Origin of the sequence: Halalkalibacter alkaliphilus, assembly GCF_023555415.1 — a bacterium.
Classification (GTDB): Bacteria; Bacillota; Bacilli; order Bacillales; family Bacillaceae_D; genus Halalkalibacter; species Halalkalibacter alkaliphilus.
This window is the reverse complement of record NZ_JAKRYL010000001.1, coordinates 304,857-322,977: the sequence shown is the minus strand read 5'-3', so window position 1 is coordinate 322,977 and position 18,121 is coordinate 304,857. Positions and strand designations below refer to the sequence as shown.

At 37.4% G+C, this 18,121-nt stretch carries 16 protein-coding genes; 14 read left to right on the top strand and 2 right to left on the bottom strand.

Annotation, left to right across the window (positions count from 1 at the left end; all coding sequences use genetic code 11):
* Window positions 1-7: 7 nt before the first annotated feature.
* The 14 genes from MF646_RS01420 (at window position 8) to MF646_RS01355 (ending at window position 16,258) form a co-directional block, all read left to right on the top strand.
* Window positions 8-979 carry a C-terminal binding protein gene (locus MF646_RS01420; protein ID WP_250094696.1) on the top strand — a complete coding sequence of 324 codons (972 nt, stop codon included), beginning with the start codon at window positions 8-10 and terminating at the stop codon, window positions 977-979.
* Window positions 972-1,964 carry a zinc-dependent alcohol dehydrogenase gene (locus MF646_RS01415; protein WP_250094695.1) on the top strand — a complete coding sequence of 331 codons (993 nt, stop codon included), beginning with the start codon at window positions 972-974 and terminating at the stop codon, window positions 1,962-1,964. Before MF646_RS01420 ends, MF646_RS01415 begins: the two co-directional genes overlap by 8 nt.
* A gap of 24 nt (window positions 1,965-1,988) precedes the next feature.
* Window positions 1,989-2,987, top strand: coding sequence for an ABC transporter substrate-binding protein (locus tag MF646_RS01410; RefSeq protein ID WP_250094694.1), 999 nt, complete (start codon window positions 1,989-1,991; stop codon window positions 2,985-2,987).
* Between the two features lie 102 nt (window positions 2,988-3,089).
* Window positions 3,090-4,628, top strand: coding sequence for a sugar ABC transporter ATP-binding protein (locus MF646_RS01405; RefSeq protein WP_250094693.1), 1,539 nt, complete (start codon window positions 3,090-3,092; stop codon window positions 4,626-4,628).
* A 3-nt stretch (window positions 4,629-4,631) separates the two neighbouring features.
* On the top strand, window positions 4,632-5,594 hold the full coding sequence (locus tag MF646_RS01400; RefSeq protein ID WP_250094692.1) for an ABC transporter permease: 963 nt from the start codon (window positions 4,632-4,634) through the stop codon (window positions 5,592-5,594).
* A gap of 15 nt (window positions 5,595-5,609) precedes the next feature.
* Window positions 5,610-6,617 (top strand): ABC transporter permease, encoded by a 1,008-nt coding sequence (locus MF646_RS01395; protein ID WP_250094691.1) that lies wholly within the window; start codon window positions 5,610-5,612, stop codon window positions 6,615-6,617.
* Between the two features lies 1 nt (window position 6,618).
* Window positions 6,619-8,079 (top strand): aldehyde dehydrogenase family protein, encoded by a 1,461-nt coding sequence (locus MF646_RS01390; protein WP_250094690.1) that lies wholly within the window; start codon window positions 6,619-6,621, stop codon window positions 8,077-8,079.
* Between the two features lie 28 nt (window positions 8,080-8,107).
* Window positions 8,108-9,064: a sugar kinase gene (locus MF646_RS01385; protein ID WP_250094689.1), complete on the top strand. Its 957-nt coding sequence runs from the start codon at window positions 8,108-8,110 to the stop codon at window positions 9,062-9,064.
* Window positions 9,065-9,070: 6 nt separating this feature from the next.
* Window positions 9,071-9,709, top strand: a complete 639-nt coding sequence (gene eda / locus MF646_RS01380) for a bifunctional 4-hydroxy-2-oxoglutarate aldolase/2-dehydro-3-deoxy-phosphogluconate aldolase (protein WP_250094688.1) — start codon at window positions 9,071-9,073, stop codon at window positions 9,707-9,709.
* 8 nt (window positions 9,710-9,717) lie between these two features.
* Window positions 9,718-10,476, top strand: coding sequence for a glucose 1-dehydrogenase (locus tag MF646_RS01375; protein ID WP_250094687.1), 759 nt, complete (start codon window positions 9,718-9,720; stop codon window positions 10,474-10,476).
* A gap of 99 nt (window positions 10,477-10,575) precedes the next feature.
* Window positions 10,576-11,865 carry an AGE family epimerase/isomerase gene (locus MF646_RS01370; RefSeq protein WP_250094686.1) on the top strand — a complete coding sequence of 430 codons (1,290 nt, stop codon included), beginning with the start codon at window positions 10,576-10,578 and terminating at the stop codon, window positions 11,863-11,865.
* A gap of 125 nt (window positions 11,866-11,990) precedes the next feature.
* Complete coding sequence (locus MF646_RS01365) at window positions 11,991-12,851, top strand: HAD family hydrolase (protein WP_250094685.1); 861 nt, start codon at window positions 11,991-11,993, stop codon at window positions 12,849-12,851.
* Between the two features lie 80 nt (window positions 12,852-12,931).
* Window positions 12,932-14,095 (top strand): iron-containing alcohol dehydrogenase, encoded by a 1,164-nt coding sequence (locus MF646_RS01360; protein WP_250094684.1) that lies wholly within the window; start codon window positions 12,932-12,934, stop codon window positions 14,093-14,095.
* Between the two features lie 456 nt (window positions 14,096-14,551).
* On the top strand, window positions 14,552-16,258 hold the full coding sequence (locus MF646_RS01355; RefSeq protein WP_250094683.1) for a SulP family inorganic anion transporter: 1,707 nt from the start codon (window positions 14,552-14,554) through the stop codon (window positions 16,256-16,258).
* A gap of 110 nt (window positions 16,259-16,368) precedes the next feature.
* Here MF646_RS01355 and MF646_RS01350 read toward each other — a convergent pair whose 3' ends face one another.
* Both MF646_RS01350 and MF646_RS01345 read right to left on the bottom strand, forming a co-directional pair.
* Window positions 16,369-17,580 carry an MFS transporter gene (locus MF646_RS01350; RefSeq protein ID WP_250094682.1) on the bottom strand — a complete coding sequence of 404 codons (1,212 nt, stop codon included), beginning with the start codon at window positions 17,578-17,580 and terminating at the stop codon, window positions 16,369-16,371.
* On the bottom strand, window positions 17,567-17,998 hold the full coding sequence (locus MF646_RS01345; RefSeq protein ID WP_250094681.1) for a MarR family winged helix-turn-helix transcriptional regulator: 432 nt from the start codon (window positions 17,996-17,998) through the stop codon (window positions 17,567-17,569). The genes MF646_RS01350 and MF646_RS01345 overlap by 14 nt, the downstream gene beginning before the upstream one ends.
* Window positions 17,999-18,121: the final 123 nt, after the last annotated feature.

Here is an 18,121-nt window from a genome sequence, read left to right as displayed (position 1 = left end):
ATTAGTAGTGGAGAGCAAAAAAAAGATTGTGATTACAGATTGTGATCATCCAGACATCAATCCTGAATTGGAGGTGATGCTAGGAAGCGATTATGATTTGGAACTTGAACAATGCCTATCCGAAACAGATTTAATTAACAAGTGTCAAAATGCAGAAGGGCTAATTAATCAATACGCACCACTAACTCGAAAGGTATTGGAATCACTTCCAAATTTAAAAGTTATATCGCGCTATGGTGTTGGTTTTGACAACGTAGATATTGATGCTGCTGCTGAGCTTGGGATTCAGGTTTGTAACGTACCTGATTACGGCGTCGAAGAAGTATCTGATCATGCAATGGCACTAGCATTTAACCTTACTAGGAAGATTAATTTATTATCAAACGCGGTAAAGAGAAATCATTGGGATTTTCAAATTGCTGCCCCAATCCGTCGTTTAAACAAGTTAACAATAGGAGTTGTTGGACTTGGACGAATTGGTACAGCGTTTGCAAAAAAAGCATCAGCAATGGGTTGGAATGTCATTGGCTACGACAAAAATAATACAACCCAATTCTATCAAACTACACTTGAAGAACTGTGTCAAGTCTCAGATGTGATTTCTATCCACTTACCACTTAATGAAGAAACACATCATTTATTTAATAAACGTCTTTTTAAATTAATGAAATCAAGCTCGATTATCATTAATACTTCAAGAGGTCCACTTATTAGTGAAACCGATTTAATTGAAGCATTAGAAAATAATGAAATAGCAGGTGCTGCTTTAGATGTATTAGAGACGGAACCTCCACCTGAGGACTATAAATTATTTGACTTTGATCAAGTAATTTTAACTCCTCATTCAGCATGGTACTCAGAAGAAGCTTCCTATGATCTAAAAAGAAAGGCAGCTGAAGAGGTGTTAACGTATCTTTGTAATAAAAAGGTGCGTTACCCTGTAAATAATCCAATCTCGGTAGGTGGTTCCCATGTCTAAGTTCATGACAGCGGCTGTCTACAATGGTCCTAAACAAATTGATGTTCAACAAGTAAGATATCCGGAACCGCCAGAAGGTTGTAGTCTAATTAAAGTAGCATATTGTGGGATATGTGGAACAGACTTAAACATATATGGCGGTGGCCATCCCCGAGCTCATGCTCCTTTAATAATGGGGCACGAATTTTCAGGTCTTGTTTATGGGCATCCGTCTATTGAGGATGGAAAGAGTGTAACAGTTTTACCCTTATTATATTGTGGAGATTGTAAACCTTGTAATGAAGGATTTTCGCATATTTGTGAAACTTTGAATTTGATAGGAATTGATTGTGATGGAGGGATGGCTCAATTTGTAGCAGTTCCTAATGAAAAAGTTATCCCTTTACCAGATTCTATGTCGCTTAAAGCAGGAGCTCTAATCGAACCGTTTGCTGTAGCTGTGCATGCAATCAGGGAATCTAAATTTAAACCGGGTGACTCTACTACTGTGTTTGGGGCTGGTCCTATAGGTCTTTGTGTAGCCCTAGTATTAAGGTGTTTTGGGGCAAAAGAGATTACCGTAGTAGAACCTAACAGCTATAGAAAAAACATTTCAACTGAACTTGGGTTCCACACACTGGACCCTGTAAAAGATGATATACCTAAAAATGATTTAGTTTATGACTGCGCAGCTCACCCAACGGTTGCAGAAAAATTAGTTGAAAAAACGCATGTTAGAGGAGAAATTGTTCTAGTTGGCGCTTATAAGAAACCGACGCCTTTAGATCTACAAAATATTACCTTTAAAGAATTATCAATTAAAGGTACACGAGTGTATACCGACATTGATTATGAAATTGCAATGAAGTTAATTAATGAACACCCTGACTGCGAAAAGATAATAACACATGTCGTTGATATTAAGAATTCAAGTCAGTTGCTTAAGGAGTTATCTGAGGGCGCTAATATAGTAAAAGCTGTTGTTTCTTTTAATCTAGAAAACTAAAAAAGAATATCTGGGGGAATAATTATGAAAAAATTGCTTAGTAGTATGTTCCTTGCAATTCTTGCAACTTCCTTAGTAGCTTGCGGTGGCGAATCAAGTAGTTCTGAATCTTCAGGTGGTACGTCTGAATCATCAGATCAGGCAGGTAATTCTGAAATCGTAGTTGGATGGTCTCAAATGGAGAATAACAACCCTTGGCGTATTGCTGAAACAGAAAGTATTAGAAATGAAGCAAAAGAGCGTGGTTTTGGAATGGTTTATACTGATGCCCAAGGAGATACTGCTAGACAAGTATCTGATATAGAGGACATGATTGCTCAAGGAGTAAATTATATTATTTTGGCACCTCGTGAGTTCGAGGGGTTAGGGCCGGCGTTAAAATCTGCAAAAGAAGCAGAAATTCCAGTTATCTTAGTCGATAGGTTAGCAAAAGGAGAAGCAGGAGAAGATTTCGTTACATTTATCGGATCTGATTTTGTTCTTCAAGGACAACGTGCAGCGGAGTGGTTAGTTGAAGAGATGGATGGAAAAGGAAAAATCGTTGAATTAACAGGAACAACTGGTTCATCTGTAGCCATTGATAGAAAAGAAGGTTTTGAGAATTATATCAATGAGAATGCACCAGAAATGGAGATTATCGCGTCTCAAACTGGAGACTTTGCCCGTGCTGAAGGTCAAAGAGTTATGGAAAACATGTTACAGTCCCACAGCGGTGAGATCGATGCTGTTTATGCTCATAATGATGAAATGGCAATTGGTGCAATTAATGCAATTAAATCTGCCGGATTAACACCTGGTGAAGATATTATTGTTGTGTCAGTTGATGGTACAAAAGATGCACTTCAAGCTATTATAAACGGGGATATGGGAGCGACAGTTGAAAGTTCGCCTTTCTTTGGACCAGTTGTGTTTGATGTTATTGAACAATTAATTGCAGGTGAAAGTGTTGATACAGAGATTATCTTAGAAGACCGCTTCTTTGATAGTAATAACGCTACTGAATTTGTTGATGAAGCATACTAAGCTAGAGTAATGGTTGAAATGAGAGTGTCTGATTACTTCGAATTAACTTTTTAAATCAGGCACTTCTTGTTCAACAGTGTTTTAGTAAAGGGGAGAAGGACAATGGCGGACAAACCGATACTGAAAATGGATGGAATTATCAAGACTTTCCCTGGAGTTAGAGCATTAAAAGGTGTTTCGTTTGAAGTAAGAAAAGGTGAAATCCATGCGCTAATGGGAGAAAACGGAGCAGGTAAGTCGACTTTAATTAAAATCCTGACTGGTGTCTATCAAAAGAATGGTGGAACGATCTATTTTGATGACAATGAGGTTGATTTTAAGACGCCAATCGAAGCTCAACAGGGTGGTATTAGTACAATTTATCAAGAAGTTTCCCTCATCCCTTACTTAACAGTTACTGAGAATGTATTGTTAGGTCGAGAACCGAAAGCGAAATGGGGAAACATTGATTGGAAAAAAGCTCATGAGGAAGCAAAAGAAACATTGAAGTCTATGGGAATAGACATTGATGTTAAAAAAGCTGTAAGCGATTATAACACGGCCATTCAACAAATGGTATCAATTGCTAGAGCTGTATCCATGAAAGCGAAATTAGTTATTATGGATGAACCAACATCTTCATTGGATGATAATGAAGTAGAAGTGTTATTTCGCGTAATGCGCCAGCTTCAATCTGAAGGGATTGCAATTGTATTTGTCAGTCATCGTCTTGATGAAATCTACCAAATGTGCGATAGAATTACCGTTTTACGTGATGGCGATTTTATCGGAACATGGGATATTGAAGAATTAAATCAACAAAAATTAATTGCTCAAATGATTGGTAAAAGTGAAACAGAAGTAAAAGCTCTATCAGGTATGAAGCAAGTCAATGATAAAAGTAATGAAGATGTGGTTATAAAGTTAGAAGGTGTTAGAAGAGGGAAAAAGGTTCAAGATATTAGTTTCACCTTACACCGTGGAGAAGTATTGGGACTGGCTGGCTTACTCGGATCTGGCCGATCTGAAGTGGCTAAGGTTATCGCAGGTATCGACGGTAAAGATGAAGGTAAACTAGAATTTAATGGCGGCGAAATAAATCTTTCTTCTCCTAAGCAGGCGATACAAAAGGGGATTGCCATTTGTACAGAAAATCGGAAGACAGAGGGAATTGTCCCTAATATGTCTGTGCGCGAAAATATAACATTAGCTTGCCTACCTCAAATATCCAAGTTCGGATTTGTATCTAGAAAGAAACAGAATGAAATTGTAGACCTCTATATTAAAAAAATGGGAATTAAAACCCCAAGTCCTGAGCAGAAGATTAAGAATTTAAGTGGGGGTAATCAACAAAAAGTATTATTAGCTAGATGGTTAGCTCTTCATCCTACATTACTCATTTTAGATGAGCCTACAAGAGGAATCGATGTTGGAGCCAAATCAGAAATACATTCCTTAATAGATCAACTATCAAAAGATGGGTTAAGTTTACTAATGATTTCTTCTGAATTTGACGAACTAATCCAGAATACTGACCGCATTATAGTATTACGTGATGGTGTCCGTGTAGGAGAGTTAAACGGAGATGAGCGAACTCAAGATAATATTATGTCAGTTATTGCTAACGAAGGCGATAATGACGAAATCGAGGGGGTGCTCTAACAAATGGCTAACACGAATATGGTTGTTAATGAATCTAAAACAAATAAATTGAGAGAAATACCTGTCACACAATTAGTTTTACCGATTGTTATTGTATTGCTTGTTATTTTTAATATATTTGTAACGAATAACTTCTTTGCGATCCAAACCTTATGGAATTTGTTACTTCTTATTTCAACAACAGCATTAGTTGCAATTGGAATGACGTTGGTTATTGCAACGGGAGGTATAGATTTGTCAGTTGGGGCAATTATGGCGATTGCAGCTGTTACTTCAACTTTTCTCTTAGAAACAAATATTTTTATTCTTGTTTTAGGTACTCTATTTGTTTGTATGCTCTTTGGTTTATTTAATGGAGCTATTATCTCCTACATTGGGGTGCAGCCTATAATTATGACGTTAGCAATGATGATAGCTGGTCGGGGAATTGCTCAAGTTCTAACGGATGGATACTTAGTATCTTTTTCAAACCCTTCATATGAATTTATAGGCAGAGGTTCGATAGCTAGTATTCCATTCCCTGTAATTATCTTGTTCTTTGTCGCGTTAACCATATATTTGGTGGTTAAGTATACTACTTTTGGTAGATACGTAGAAGCAATTGGAGATAATGAAACCGCCGCCAATCTGTCTGGGATTAATGTCAAAAGAATTAAGCTTATGGTTTATTGTATCGCTGCGGTTTTAGCTGCGTTAGCTGGCTTAATTGAGACGTCCCGCTTAGCGGCAGCAGATGCTACAAGAATAGGAGAGTTAATTGAGTTAGATGCAATTGCTGCAGTAGTGGTTGGAGGAACTTTAATGACCGGAGGAAGGCCTTATATTTGGGGAACTGTATTCGGTGCGATTCTTATGGGATTAATCACAGTAACATTCATAATGAATAATATTCCGTACACATATTCTCTAGTCATTAAAGCAGTAATTATTATTGGCGCAATTTACTTTCAACGAAAGAACAGATAAGAGGAGGCGGATCTAGTGAAGACGGTAGTAAATAAAATGAAAAATACGAGTTTTCCTATGAAGTTTAATGCTACCTTTATCCAAAAACAAGGCGCCCTCATCGCTCTCCTACTTTTGATTATTTTTGCTACTGTTCGTTATGATAATTTCTTAACATATCAAAATGTTATGAATGTCTTAAAGCAAAATAGTATGTTAGGTTTAGTAGCAATTGGTATGACTTTTGTAATTTTAACAAGAGGTATCGATCTATCGGTAGGGAGTTTTATAGCACTTGGGGGTATTCTAGCAGCTCAACTGTCCTCGGTGAATTTATTGGTAGCAATCATTGTACCAATACTTATTACTGGGGCATTAGGAATGGTGAATGGATTAATCATCGCAAAAGGTGGTTTGGAGCCTTTTATCGTTACGCTAGCGATGATGATAGGGATTAGGGGAATTGTATATATTATGACTGACGAGAGGTCCGTCTCAGTTCCCGATAGTGCAGAACCATTTTTTAATTATTTAGGAAACGGTTTATTACTTGGAATTCCAGTACCTATATGGTTGTTTCTAATTTTGATACTTATCTCTTGGTATATCCTTACACATACTCAGTTTGGTAGACATGTTTATGCAGTTGGAGGAAATGAAAGTGCCAGCCAATTAATGGGTGTCAAAGTAAATAAAATCAAAGTATCAGTTTATGTCATTAGTGGGATTCTTTCCGGTTTCGCTGGTATTGTCTTAGCAGGCCGGCTCGGGGGAGTTGCTCAGCCTGTAGCAGGAACAATGTGGGAACTTGATGCCATTGCTGCTGTTGTAATCGGGGGGACACTTCTTATCGGCGGTAGAGGTGGAGTTGTAGGGACATTCATAGGTGTAATGCTACTAGGTATTGTCTTAAATATTATCAACCTTGAAGGAACACTAGATTCATGGTGGCAACCAGTAATTCGAGGCTTATTCTTAATAGCAATTGTTGTGATTCAAGCTAAAATTATGAATTCTAATAAAACAAAATTGGGAGGGGCTTAACATGAGTACAACATTCAAGATAGGAAAACTATTAATTAACGGTATTGCAAGAGGTGCAAGTAATGGAGAATATATGGACGTGAAAAATCCAGCCACAAATGAAGTGATTGATCAAATTCCATTGGCAACTCCAGAAGATGTAGAAGAAGCGTTAGATGTTGCTCAAACTGGTAAAGTAGTATGGGCAAACACACCAACGCATGAGAGATATGACATTTTAGTTCGATATGCAAACTTGCTCCAAGAAAAGAAGGCAGAATTAGCTGAGATTCTAACAAGAGAAAATGGAAAACCGTTAGCACAATCTGAGGCTGAAGTAGATACGGGTACCCGGTTGTTTAAAGGATTTGCAGAAAAGTCTAAAAGTCTATATGGAATCTCTGCTCCATTAGATGCCCAAGCAGGTCTTGAAAAAGATATCTTTTTTACAAGAAGAGAACCAATTGGTGTGATGGGAGCTATTCTACCATTTAACTTCCCTATTGATCTATTTACACATAAAGTGGCCCCGGCCCTCGCTGCAGGTAACGCTGTCGTTATTAAACCCGCATCAGAAGCACCACTTACTGTTATTAGATTAGTCGAACTTTTGCATGAGGCTGGAGTACCTGAAAGTGTTATTCAGGTTGTAACAGGGAGAGGATCCGTTGTCGGAGAAATTCTTGCTAGCAGTCCTAAAGTAGATATTGTAAGTATGACAGGAGATACAAATACAGGAATTCATGTCGCACAAAATGCTGCAAAGAACTTATCAAGAACATTCCTTGAACTTGGAGGAAATGATGCGCTTGTCGTATTTGATGATGCTGACATTGAAGAAGCAGTTGATCACGCTTTATTTGGTAGAATGTGGGCAAATGGACAATGTTGTTGTGCGAATAAACGAATCATTGTTCAAAATAACGTAATGGGAGACTTTACGGATTTAATCTTACAAAAGGTTCAAGAGTATAAACTAGGCGATCCATTCCAAGCCGATGTAAAGGTTGGACCGTTAATTAATGAGAAAGCAGCTAAAACTGTATGGTCTCAAGTAAATCAAACGGTCGATGCAGGGGCTGAGGTTATTTATGGGGGAAAACGTGAAGATAATTGTTTCTACATGCCGACGATTTTAGCTAATGTTACCAAAGATATGGAAGTTGCTCGAGACCTAGAAATCTTTGGTCCTGTTGTGCCATTAATCTCTTTTGAAAGTGATGAAGAGGCAATTGAAATAGCCAATAATTCCATCTATGGCCTAAGTGGATCGGTATTTACTAAAAATATACAAAGAGCTATGAACGCATCTTTCAAGATGAAGACGGGACAGGTAGCTATTAATGGGACGGGATTATATCGTCCGGATGTATCTGCTTTTGGTGGTTATAAGATGAGCGGGGTAGGTCGTGAAGGCTTATCGGTTACATTAGAAGAGCTTACTCAAGTGAAGAATATTGCTATTAGAAATGCATTATTGTAAGTCAGTAAAAGATTGAGAGGCTGTAATTATGTATGATGTGATCACAGTTGGAGAGACAATGACATTGTTAACAAGTGAGAACGGAACGATGCTCCGTTCTCCTTCCTTATCCAAAGGATTTGGTGGAGCAGAAAGTAATGTAGCTATTGGTCTAACACGGTTAGGACACAAAGTATCATGGATTAGTAAGCTTGGTATGGACCCTTTTGGTGATGAAATTCTCTATCATTTACGAGGTGAGGGTGTTGATACAAGTTATGTGAAACGGAGTCAAACGAACCCAACAGGACTAATGATCAAAGAACTAAAATCTATTGGTGATCCAGCTATTTATTATTATAGAAAAGATTCTGCTGCTTCCACTCTTAGTATAGAAGATCTTGATCTAAACGTGATAAAGAAAGCAAAGGTTGTTCATTTGACAGGTATTACACCCGCATTAAGTGGTAATTGCCAAGACGTTATTTTTAAAATCGTTGAATATGCCTACGATAATAATGTGAAAATAAGTTTTGATCCGAATCTAAGGTTAAAACTGTGGAAAATAGAAGAAGCAAGAGAGTTTATTTTGAAACTCTTACCGTACGTTGATTATTTCTTTCCAGGCATAGAAGAAGCAGAGTTATTAACGAATAGTGATCCAGAAAGGAGCACTCCACAAGACCTTTGTTCTTATTTTATAAGTAAAGGTGTAAAAAATGTGATTTTGAAATTGGGAAAAGAAGGATGTGCTGTCTCAAACGAAGTAGACTTTACGTTTATTTCAGGATTTACAGTCGAAGCAATTGATACTGTAGGAGCTGGAGATGGCTTTTGTGCGGGTTTTCTTTCGGGATTACTAAATAACCTTAGTTTGAAAGAGAGTGCTAGTAGAGCCAATGCTGTAGGAGCAATGGCTGTAACAGCAAAAGGAGATTACGATGCTCTTCCTACTAGAAAAGAATTAGATGTTTTTCTGGGAGGAAAGCAAGAGATAAAAAGGTGATATAGGATGAAGAAGTGGGATGTTTGTAAAAAGATAGAAGAAAAGAAAGTGATTGCTGTTATTCGAGCAAACTCAAAAAAAGAAGCGATAGAAATGTCAAAAGCAGCGCTCGAAGGTGGAACAAATATTATTGAAATCACGGCAACAACTCCGGGATTTTTGGAAGTTATCGATGAGCTACTCGAAACGGAAGACCCTGATCTGATACTTGGTGTGGGAACGGTTTTAGATACAAATACGGCAAGAATTGCACTGTTAAAAGGAGTTCATTTTGTTGTTTGTCCTCATTTTGATAAAGAGATAGTGGAGTTATGTAACCTTTATAATACTCTCATAATACCAGGGGCAACGAATGTTCAGCAGATTATAGAGTGTTTAAAAGCAGGATGTCAAACGATAAAGCTATTTCCAGGAAACTTCTTTGAATCAAGTGCCATAAAAACGTTAAAAGGACCTCTTCCGCAGGCAGACTTTATACCTACTGGTGGCATTTCTGAAAAGAATATGAATGTTTGGTTAAGAGAAGGGGCTCTAGCAGTTGGAATAGGAAGCGAATGGAATAAAGTTTATAAAAAAGGATATAAAGAATTAGTTTCTTATTCTCAAAGGTTAAGTGAATCAGTTGACGATAAAGTGCGAGTATAGAGGAGGTTGTGATGAGTATTTTTAATATTGAAAGCAAAGTTGCTCTCGTTACTGGTGGAAACAGAGGAGTAGGAAAAGCAATTGCGCTAGCTTTTGCTGATGCGGGGGTAAATGTAATTATTGTTAGTAGAAGTGGAAATGCAGGTGAAGTAGTTAAAGAGGTTACGGATCGCGGAGTGAAGTGCGTGTCTATTCAACACGATATAGGGGATATTAATCGGGTGGATGAGTTAGTTGATAAGGCCTACAGTACCTTTGGCAAGGTAGATATACTTGTCAATAATGCGGGTGTTCAAAGACGCTCTCCTTCTGTTGAATTTAGTGAAGAAGACTGGGATTTTGTACATCAGGTTAATACCAAAGCTGTATTTTTTCTCTGTCAAGCTTTTGGAAAGAAGATGCTTGAAGTGAATGAAGGGAAAATTATTAATCTAGCATCATTATTATCTTTTCAAGGAGGCTTTACCGTTCCGGCCTATGCAGCAAGTAAAGGTGCTGTAGCTCAACTTACAAAATCACTGTCAAATGAATGGGCTAGTCAAGGTGTTAATGTAAATGCGGTAGCTCCAGGCTATATTGCAACAGATATGAATGAAGCTTTAATTAATGATGAGAAACGCAGTAAAGAAATATTAGGTCGAATTCCAGCTGGTAGATGGGGGAAGCCTGAAGATATTGCTGGAGCAGTTGTGTTTTTGGCCACTCCTGCTGCTAACTATATTCATGGAGAAATCTTGGTTGTGGATGGCGGCTGGATGGGAAGATAATTTTCACATTAAAACTACGTACTTTTAGAGGGTACGTAGTTTTTAAAATCAAAGAAAAAGGTAGTTTTCATTTATAAAAAAGTGTAGGCAGGTGAGAGTATGCACAAAAGTTTATTAGACCAAAGGGTAGAAGAGAGTTATCAACAAATACTAACTCATCTAGAAAAGGGGATTATTCCATTTTGGCTAGGAAATGGAATCGATCCTGTTGAAGGGGGATACTTAACTTGTTTTGATGAAAATGGTCTGCCGACAGACGATACAGATAAGTATATTGTCACACAAACGCGTATGATTTGGGGAATGTCAGCTTTATATAGAACGTACCCAGATAATGAAATTTTTTTACAAGCAGCAAAACAAGGAGTTTCCTTTTTTTTAGATAATTTCTGGGATGACAAATATGGGGGATGGTATTGGAAAACTGATAGGACAGGCAAAGTCATCGATACAGGAAAAGTAACGTATGGACAATGCTTTGCCATCTATGCATTATCAGAATATACTCTAGCAACTAGTGATCCAATTGGGTTAGAGTATGCTGAGAAAACCTTTGATTTAATGCAAAAATTTTGTGCTGATACGTATAGAGGTGGATATTTTGAAAATTTAGAAGAGGATTGGACAGTATCACAGCCAGGGTTTCATGCGGGTGACAGAAAATCGTTAGATATACACATGCACATTATGGAAGCTTTTACAAATTTATCTGAATGTTCTGGCAAAGAGTTGCACAATCGAAAACTAAAAGAAATAATAAATGTGATTCTTTCAAAAATGATTCATAAAAAAAGCGGTTGTGCTATGAATCAATTCGATTTAGATTTTAACCCTATTCCTGCTATTGATATAAGGAGAACTTGGAATGCAGAACGAGCTATAGGTGAAATCATAAGTGAACCTATTGATACAACTTCTTATGGGCATAATCTAGAATTGGGTTGGTTACTTACACGAGCTGTAGATATATTAGGTGAAGAGAACAATTATAAAGGAATTCTTAGAAATTTAGCAGATCATGCCTTAAAGAACGGTGTAGACCCAGTATATGGGGGCCTATATCGAGATGGACCTCATGAAGGAGAACCGTATGTTTATGATAAAGAGTGGTGGCAAAATTCTGAGGCATTAGTTGGGTTTTTAGATGCTTATGAGCAACTAGGAGATTCTGAATATTTAAAGGCGTTTATAAATATATGGACTTTCAGCATGGAACATATAATTAACCATGACGTTGGGGAATGGAAACAATTATTACGTAGGGATGGACATACGATCGTAGGTGATATTGGGAATCCATGGAAAGCAATTTACCATTCAGGTAGATCGATGCTAGAGTGTAAAAAAAGATTACAAAGAATCCTAAATCAACCGAGTAGTCCTCTGTGAAAAAAATACATTTGAGATCCTGTTCCTGTTTAACGCATGGTACAGGATCTTTTTTGAGCAAAGCACAATTGATTGAAGCAAAAATCATCAAAGTGTATACTTACCAATAAAACTAAACAGGAGAGATGATATTGAATCCAAAAACTAAAGCTATTTTCTTAGACATGGATGGTACCATCCTAAATCATTATAATAAAGTAAGTATACATACAAAAGAAATCATTGATCGCATGCGGAGTAAAGGATTTTTCGTTTTTATTGCAACTGGCCGGGCTTTTGATGAAATTGAAGGTGTTGTCCCAGAAGGCTTTGAAGTGGATGGGTACATTACTTCAAATGGAATGGCAGGTTATGTTGGGAAGGAAGCGGTATTTGAGTATTCCCTTTCGCATGAATTGGTGGAGAAGATCATTGAAAAAGCTAGAGCAAACAAGGTGTATTATGAACTTTTTCCTTATGGAATGGATCGAATTACATTAAAGCAAGATCAAAAATATGTGGAACATGAAATTAGAGATCCAAAGCCTGCTGAAGTTGGTATTAATGAATGGCTCTCACGTAAACAAGCCATTAAGGAAGAAATTGTTTGGACGGATGAGATCAAAGGAGAGAAGTTCTCAAAGTTTTATTTCTTTGCTAGAACGAAAGATCATATCAATGAATGGAAGCAAGAGCTAGATCAATTAAAGAAGGAAATTGATTTTACAACCTCAATCTCGTCTCTTCACAATGTGGAAGTAATGGTAGCGAATGTGAATAAAGCGACAGGAATAAAGGAAATGTTGGAGCATTTTGATTTAGTTGGTGCTGATATTATGGCGATTGGTGATAGCAATAACGACATACCAATGCTTAAGTTTGTCAGTCATGCCGTGGCAATGAAGAACGCTCCTGATCAAATTAAAAAAATGGTTGATGATGTAACAGAATTTACTTGTGATGAAGATGGTGTGTATCATTATCTTAAAAAGAAATTTCAACTGTAAACAGGGTTTAAGCACAGCCACATAGAAAATAACTGAGGATCTCTATTAGCATAATGAATTGAGAAATTGGAGGCGATCACATGCAAGATTTTACTTTTCAAAACGGTACAAAGATTATCTTTGGAAAAGATCAAGAGCAAGTAGTTGGACAAGAAACGGTTGTTTACGGCAAAAAAGTACTTTTGCATTTTGGTGGCGGTAGTATTAAAGAGAGCGGTTTGTATGATAGAGTTGTTCAATCCTTACAAGAGCAAGGAGTTGAAATTTTTGAGCTAGGCGGAGTCAAGCCAAATCCAAGAGTGAGCCTTGTTCGAGAAGGAGTGACTCTTTGTAAGGAGAATCGCATCGACTTAATTCTGGCTGTAGGCGGAGGAAGTGTCATTGATTCGGCTAAGGCGATTGCCATTGGTGTGAATTATGATGGAGATGTTTGGGATTTCTTTACGGGAAATGCATCTGTCGCTGATTGTTTACCGATTGGTGTGGTGCTAACCATTCCAGCTGCTGGTAGTGAAAGCAGTGCAGGCAGTGTCATCACAAATGAGGAGGGTGCTTATAAGCGGGCAGTCGGTCATGAAACGATGCGACCTAAGTTTGCGATTTTAAATCCCGTTCTTACATATACATTGCCAAGCTACCAAACAGCTTGCGGAATTACAGATATGATGGCACATATTTTAGAAAGATATTTTACAAACGAGAAACATGTAGATTTAACTGATCGCTTATGTGAAGCGACATTAAAAACGATTATAAACAATGCACATACCGTTCTTGAAGAACCGACAAACTATCATGCGAGAGCAGAAATTATGTGGGCAGGTACATTAGCACATAATGATTTATTAAATACAGGCAGAATCGGTGATTGGGGAAGTCATGACATTGAACATGAGATCAGTGGGATCTATGACTTAGCGCACGGTGCAGGGCTTGCAATTATCTTCCCAGCATGGATGAAATATGTATATAAACATGATGTGAATCGTTTTGCTCAATTCGCTAATCGAGTGTGGGATGTAGAGATTGATTTGAATGATTTAGAGAAAACAGCTCTAGCAGGGATTAAGAAAACGGAAGAGTTCTTTAGCTCGATTGGAATGCCAGTTACACTTAAAGAAGCCAACATCGATGACGAGCATTTTGAGGAGATGGCGAGAAAGGGTACGGAAAGAGGACCACTTGGTAACTTTGTGAAGTTGCAAGAGACGGATGTTTATAATATTTATCAGTTAGCGAAGTAAGAGATAAGGCCTCGTTTATAACGAGGTCTTATTTTTAGTTTTTCTCATAACCTGATATTTTCCAATAATAAAGTGAGATCCAATAAACGTGTATAAAAACTATTAAAATACTGATAAAATAAGAAGAAGGAATGTAGCCAGGCTTGAATGTTATTATCCTGTTTTAAGGTCATACATTTTTAACTTCTATATTCATCGTGGAAAATAAGAAGCATGTTGTTCGGCTTTAAGAAATCTAATTAGTAGTCAAATGCTTAAAAAAGATTCAATTGATGTTAGGAAATCTCTTTGATAAGCCATGGAACGAAGAATACCCCGATAATTCAACTGGAAATATTGGTCCTAGATGTGCTGTTGACTTGTAATAGGAAAAGATAAATGAATAGTATATAAAAGATATGTAAGATAGAGGATACTGAGCTTTTTTAAGTGCCGTCTACAAAGGAGGGATGTCTATTGTTTAAGGATAAGTTAGGAAATATGTACCCCCATTATAATCAAAAGCTGTTCATGAGAGACTTATTAGCTGGAATAACACTTTTTGTCATGCTTATTCCTCAAGGTATGGCGTATGCGATGTTAGCAGGGCTCCCGCCAGTAATGGGGTTGTATGCAGCTACGGTTCCTTTATTTATTTACGCTCTATTTGCTTCTTCTAAGCATTTATCCATTGGGCCAGTAGCGATTACATCTTTACTTGTTTTTTCAGGAGTCTCTATTTTGGCAGAACCAGGTTCCCAGGAGTATATCTCTCTCGTTTTACTCCTCGCAATTATGGTGGGGGCTATACAGCTTTTATTAGGGATAAGTAAGCTGGGGTTTATTGTGAAATTTATTCCCCACTCGGTGATGAACGGATATACATCTGCAGCTGCGATTGTGATTGGGCTTAGTCAGTTCAAACATGTATTAGGAATTGATTTAGGGAATCACTTACAAGTTCACTATATCCTAATTGGTGCGTTAGAAAAAATAATGGATATTAACCTGATTACGGTGTTGATCGGAATCACTAGTATTATCCTTCTTATTATGTTGAAAAAAATTGCTCCGCGTCTTCCAGGTGCATTATTGGTCGTTGTTTTATCAATCCTTTTTGTATTTTTATTTAACTTAGAAAAAAGTGGTGTTCAAATTGTAGGAAATGTTCCTCAAGGCTTTCCGCAGTTTGTGATTCCTTCGTTTACGCTTGAAACTGTTCAGCTTCTCATTCCGATGGCACTGACGATTGCTCTTCTCGGTTTTATGGAGTCTTTAGCGATAGGAAAAGCGATTGCGAAGAAAGAGAAGTATAAACTGAATCCTAATAAAGAATTAAAGGCTTTAGGCTTATCTAATATGATGGGTGCTTTCTTTCAATCGTTTCCGGTCAATGGTAGTTTCTCTAGAACAGCAGTTAATCATCAATCAGGCGGTGCCACTCAAATGACATCCGTCATAACAGGTGTGTTCATTATCATTACGTTATTGTTTTTTACTTCTTTCTTTTATTACTTACCAAATGCCGTGCTGGCTTCGATTATTTTAGTTGCGGTTTATAAGCTAATCGATATAAAGGAGATGAAGCACCTTTTTGAAGTGAAGCCGTTTGAAGGATGGGTTTGGGTTATTACGTTTATTGTTACGCTATTTGTAGGTATTCAATGGGGAATTATCATTGGGGCCATCTTTACGTTAGTATTATTGCTAAATCGAAGTTCCAAACCATCTATTGTTGAAATGGGTTATGTAAAAAGGGAGAAGACATTTCGTAATGTTAAACGTTACACAGAAGCGGTGACTTCAGATGAAGCAGTTATTTTAAGAATTGATTCGAATCTTCATTTTGCCAACATATCTTATGTGGAAGAGAAAGTAAAAGAGGTTCTTAAAACTAGAGAAGGAACGAAATGGTTGATCTTTGATATGTCTGGTGTGAATGATGTTGACACCATTTCAGTAGATACCTTAGAGGAAATGATTGATTTCTATCACGACAGAGGGATTATTACGCTGTTTGCAAGTATGAAAGGTTCGATTCGAGATACGGTCAATAAAGTTAATTGGGATCAGAAATACAAGGAACAGCAGAATCATTTACCACTAGAGCAGTTATTGAAAGCGAAAGGAATTAGCATGGAGAAAGAAGAGTATGTTATTAGTGCACTGGATTATCAGATTTGATGAATAGTGTTGAACGGACGTCAATAGATCTAACCGGTTTTCGGTTAAAGTTTAAAGGTTCCTATCCCCTGTGTGTATCACACTTGGTCTAGGAACCTTTTTTTCATCATTTAACCACTCACATTTTTTCCATGCACATTTTCAATACTTGAAGCTTTCATACGATTGGTCAAGAAATTGAAACTTACTAGTATGACTAAAACAAAAGTAGCTAGGAAAACAAATAAATTTGAAAACCCAATTAGCGGAACCATAAGTCCTAATATAAACGATCCTGCAGCAACCCCTGAGTCGTATAATGTAAAAAATGTTGCAGTTGCATGTCCTGTTCGATTAGTTTCCACAACACCAGTCGCTAGTGATAAGAGAAGTGGCATCAAGGAACCATATCCAACTCCAATTATGCCGGCAGCAACTAAAAACGCCCAAGCAGACTCTGAAAACGCAAGGAGGAGAAAACCTAATGAGTACATTACTAAGCTAGGAAGTATGACAATTTTCGGTCCTCGTTGATCAAATAAGCGACCCAGGTATGGTCTAGATATAAGCATGGTTGCAGCAAAAACAAGAAAAAAATAGCCCGAAACTCTTTCAAGCCCTATCTCAATTGCATATACCGAAATAAACGAAAGAATCCCAGCGTATGCAAAGGCGACAAGAGAGATGATGAATGAAAAAGGCAATGCTTTAAATTCAAAAAAGTCATGAATGGAAAGCTTTCGTTGAGTTTGTGAGGTAAGTGGTACTGTTGTATTCGTTATCTTTACTATCAACGCACAGATGACACTAATGACAACAAAGAAGCTTAGGATAACAAATAATTGGTTAAACGAAATAAATTGAATAAGAGTAAGACCAATAAATGGTCCAATGACGATCGCAATATTCATGAACATCGTAAAATACCCGAGGCCTTCTCCTTTTCGTTCAATTGGCACGGTCTCTGTCGCAATGGTTGATGTCGTAGTTGTTAATATAGCAAAAGAAAAACCATGAATGAAGCGTAAGATCATAAGTGGTATGAATTGATCTATCCAAATATACCCTAATGAAGTGACGGCAAATAAACCTGTACTAGCTATCAATACATTTCTTTTGCCAAAGCGTTGAAGCAAATTTCCCGAAAACGGTCTAATTAAAATCGCAGATAATAGCATTACGGTAACAACGAGACCAGCTTGTGCTTCTGTACCATTGAGCTCATAAATCACATAGATTGGCAACGTAGTTAATAGCGCATAGAAAGTAATAAACACAATTAAATTCACAAAAGCAACACTAAAAAAGTTCCTCGTCCAAATCGGTTTCTTATTCGTTTTCATCTAAACCATTCCTCTTTTGCCCTAACTTTTCTAGAAGATGCTGAAGTTGTTGTTGTTCCTGTTCAGAAAGCTTTGAAACGTATTGACCTTCGAAGCTATCGAGTTGAGCTTTTACTAATGGAAGTTTTTCTTTGGCAAATTCCGTTAATTCAATACGGCGTTCGCGTTTGTCTTTACCTAGTCTTCTTGTAATCCACCCACTAGATTCCATTCTTACAAGTGTTCGAGTTACTGTAGGAGGTTCGACTTTCAGGTATTGCCAAATTTCAGTTTGAGTCATTGTACCTTTTTGGCTAAGTACATAAAGAATTGCCCACTGGGAAGAGTACAGACCAAATTCCTGCAACTCTTCATTTAATTCCTTGGATAAGAGTCGGGCTTTTTGGTTTAACGTATGGAGAAGGCTGCTTGTGTCCATTTGATTTCTTCACTCCTATTTTAGTTAGCTAGGTAAATAAATGTGATGTTTATATTATATAGGGGCAGGGAGGGGGAAGTAAAGTAAAATAAGAGCAGTCCCACATTGGTCTGCTCTAATCTA

Bases quoted from the DNA above. Each gene is read 5' to 3' on its own strand.
- MF646_RS01415 (WP_250094695.1), top strand. From the start codon at position 972: ATGTCTAAGTTCATGACAGCGGCTGTCTACAATGGTCCTAAACAAATT.
- MF646_RS01410 (WP_250094694.1), top strand. From the start codon at position 1,989: ATGAAAAAATTGCTTAGTAGTATGTTCCTTGCAATTCTTGCAACTTCC.
- MF646_RS01405 (WP_250094693.1), top strand. From the start codon at position 3,090: ATGGCGGACAAACCGATACTGAAAATGGATGGAATTATCAAGACTTTC.
- MF646_RS01400 (WP_250094692.1), top strand. From the start codon at position 4,632: ATGGCTAACACGAATATGGTTGTTAATGAATCTAAAACAAATAAATTG.
- MF646_RS01390 (WP_250094690.1), top strand. From the start codon at position 6,619: ATGAGTACAACATTCAAGATAGGAAAACTATTAATTAACGGTATTGCA.
- MF646_RS01385 (WP_250094689.1), top strand. From the start codon at position 8,108: ATGTATGATGTGATCACAGTTGGAGAGACAATGACATTGTTAACAAGT.
- eda (WP_250094688.1), top strand. From the start codon at position 9,071: ATGAAGAAGTGGGATGTTTGTAAAAAGATAGAAGAAAAGAAAGTGATT.
- MF646_RS01370 (WP_250094686.1), top strand. From the start codon at position 10,576: ATGCACAAAAGTTTATTAGACCAAAGGGTAGAAGAGAGTTATCAACAA.
- MF646_RS01365 (WP_250094685.1), top strand. From the start codon at position 11,991: ATGATATTGAATCCAAAAACTAAAGCTATTTTCTTAGACATGGATGGT.
- MF646_RS01360 (WP_250094684.1), top strand. From the start codon at position 12,932: ATGCAAGATTTTACTTTTCAAAACGGTACAAAGATTATCTTTGGAAAA.
- MF646_RS01350 (WP_250094682.1), bottom strand. From the start codon at position 17,580: ATGAAAACGAATAAGAAACCGATTTGGACGAGGAACTTTTTTAGTGTT.
- MF646_RS01345 (WP_250094681.1), bottom strand. From the start codon at position 17,998: ATGGACACAAGCAGCCTTCTCCATACGTTAAACCAAAAAGCCCGACTC.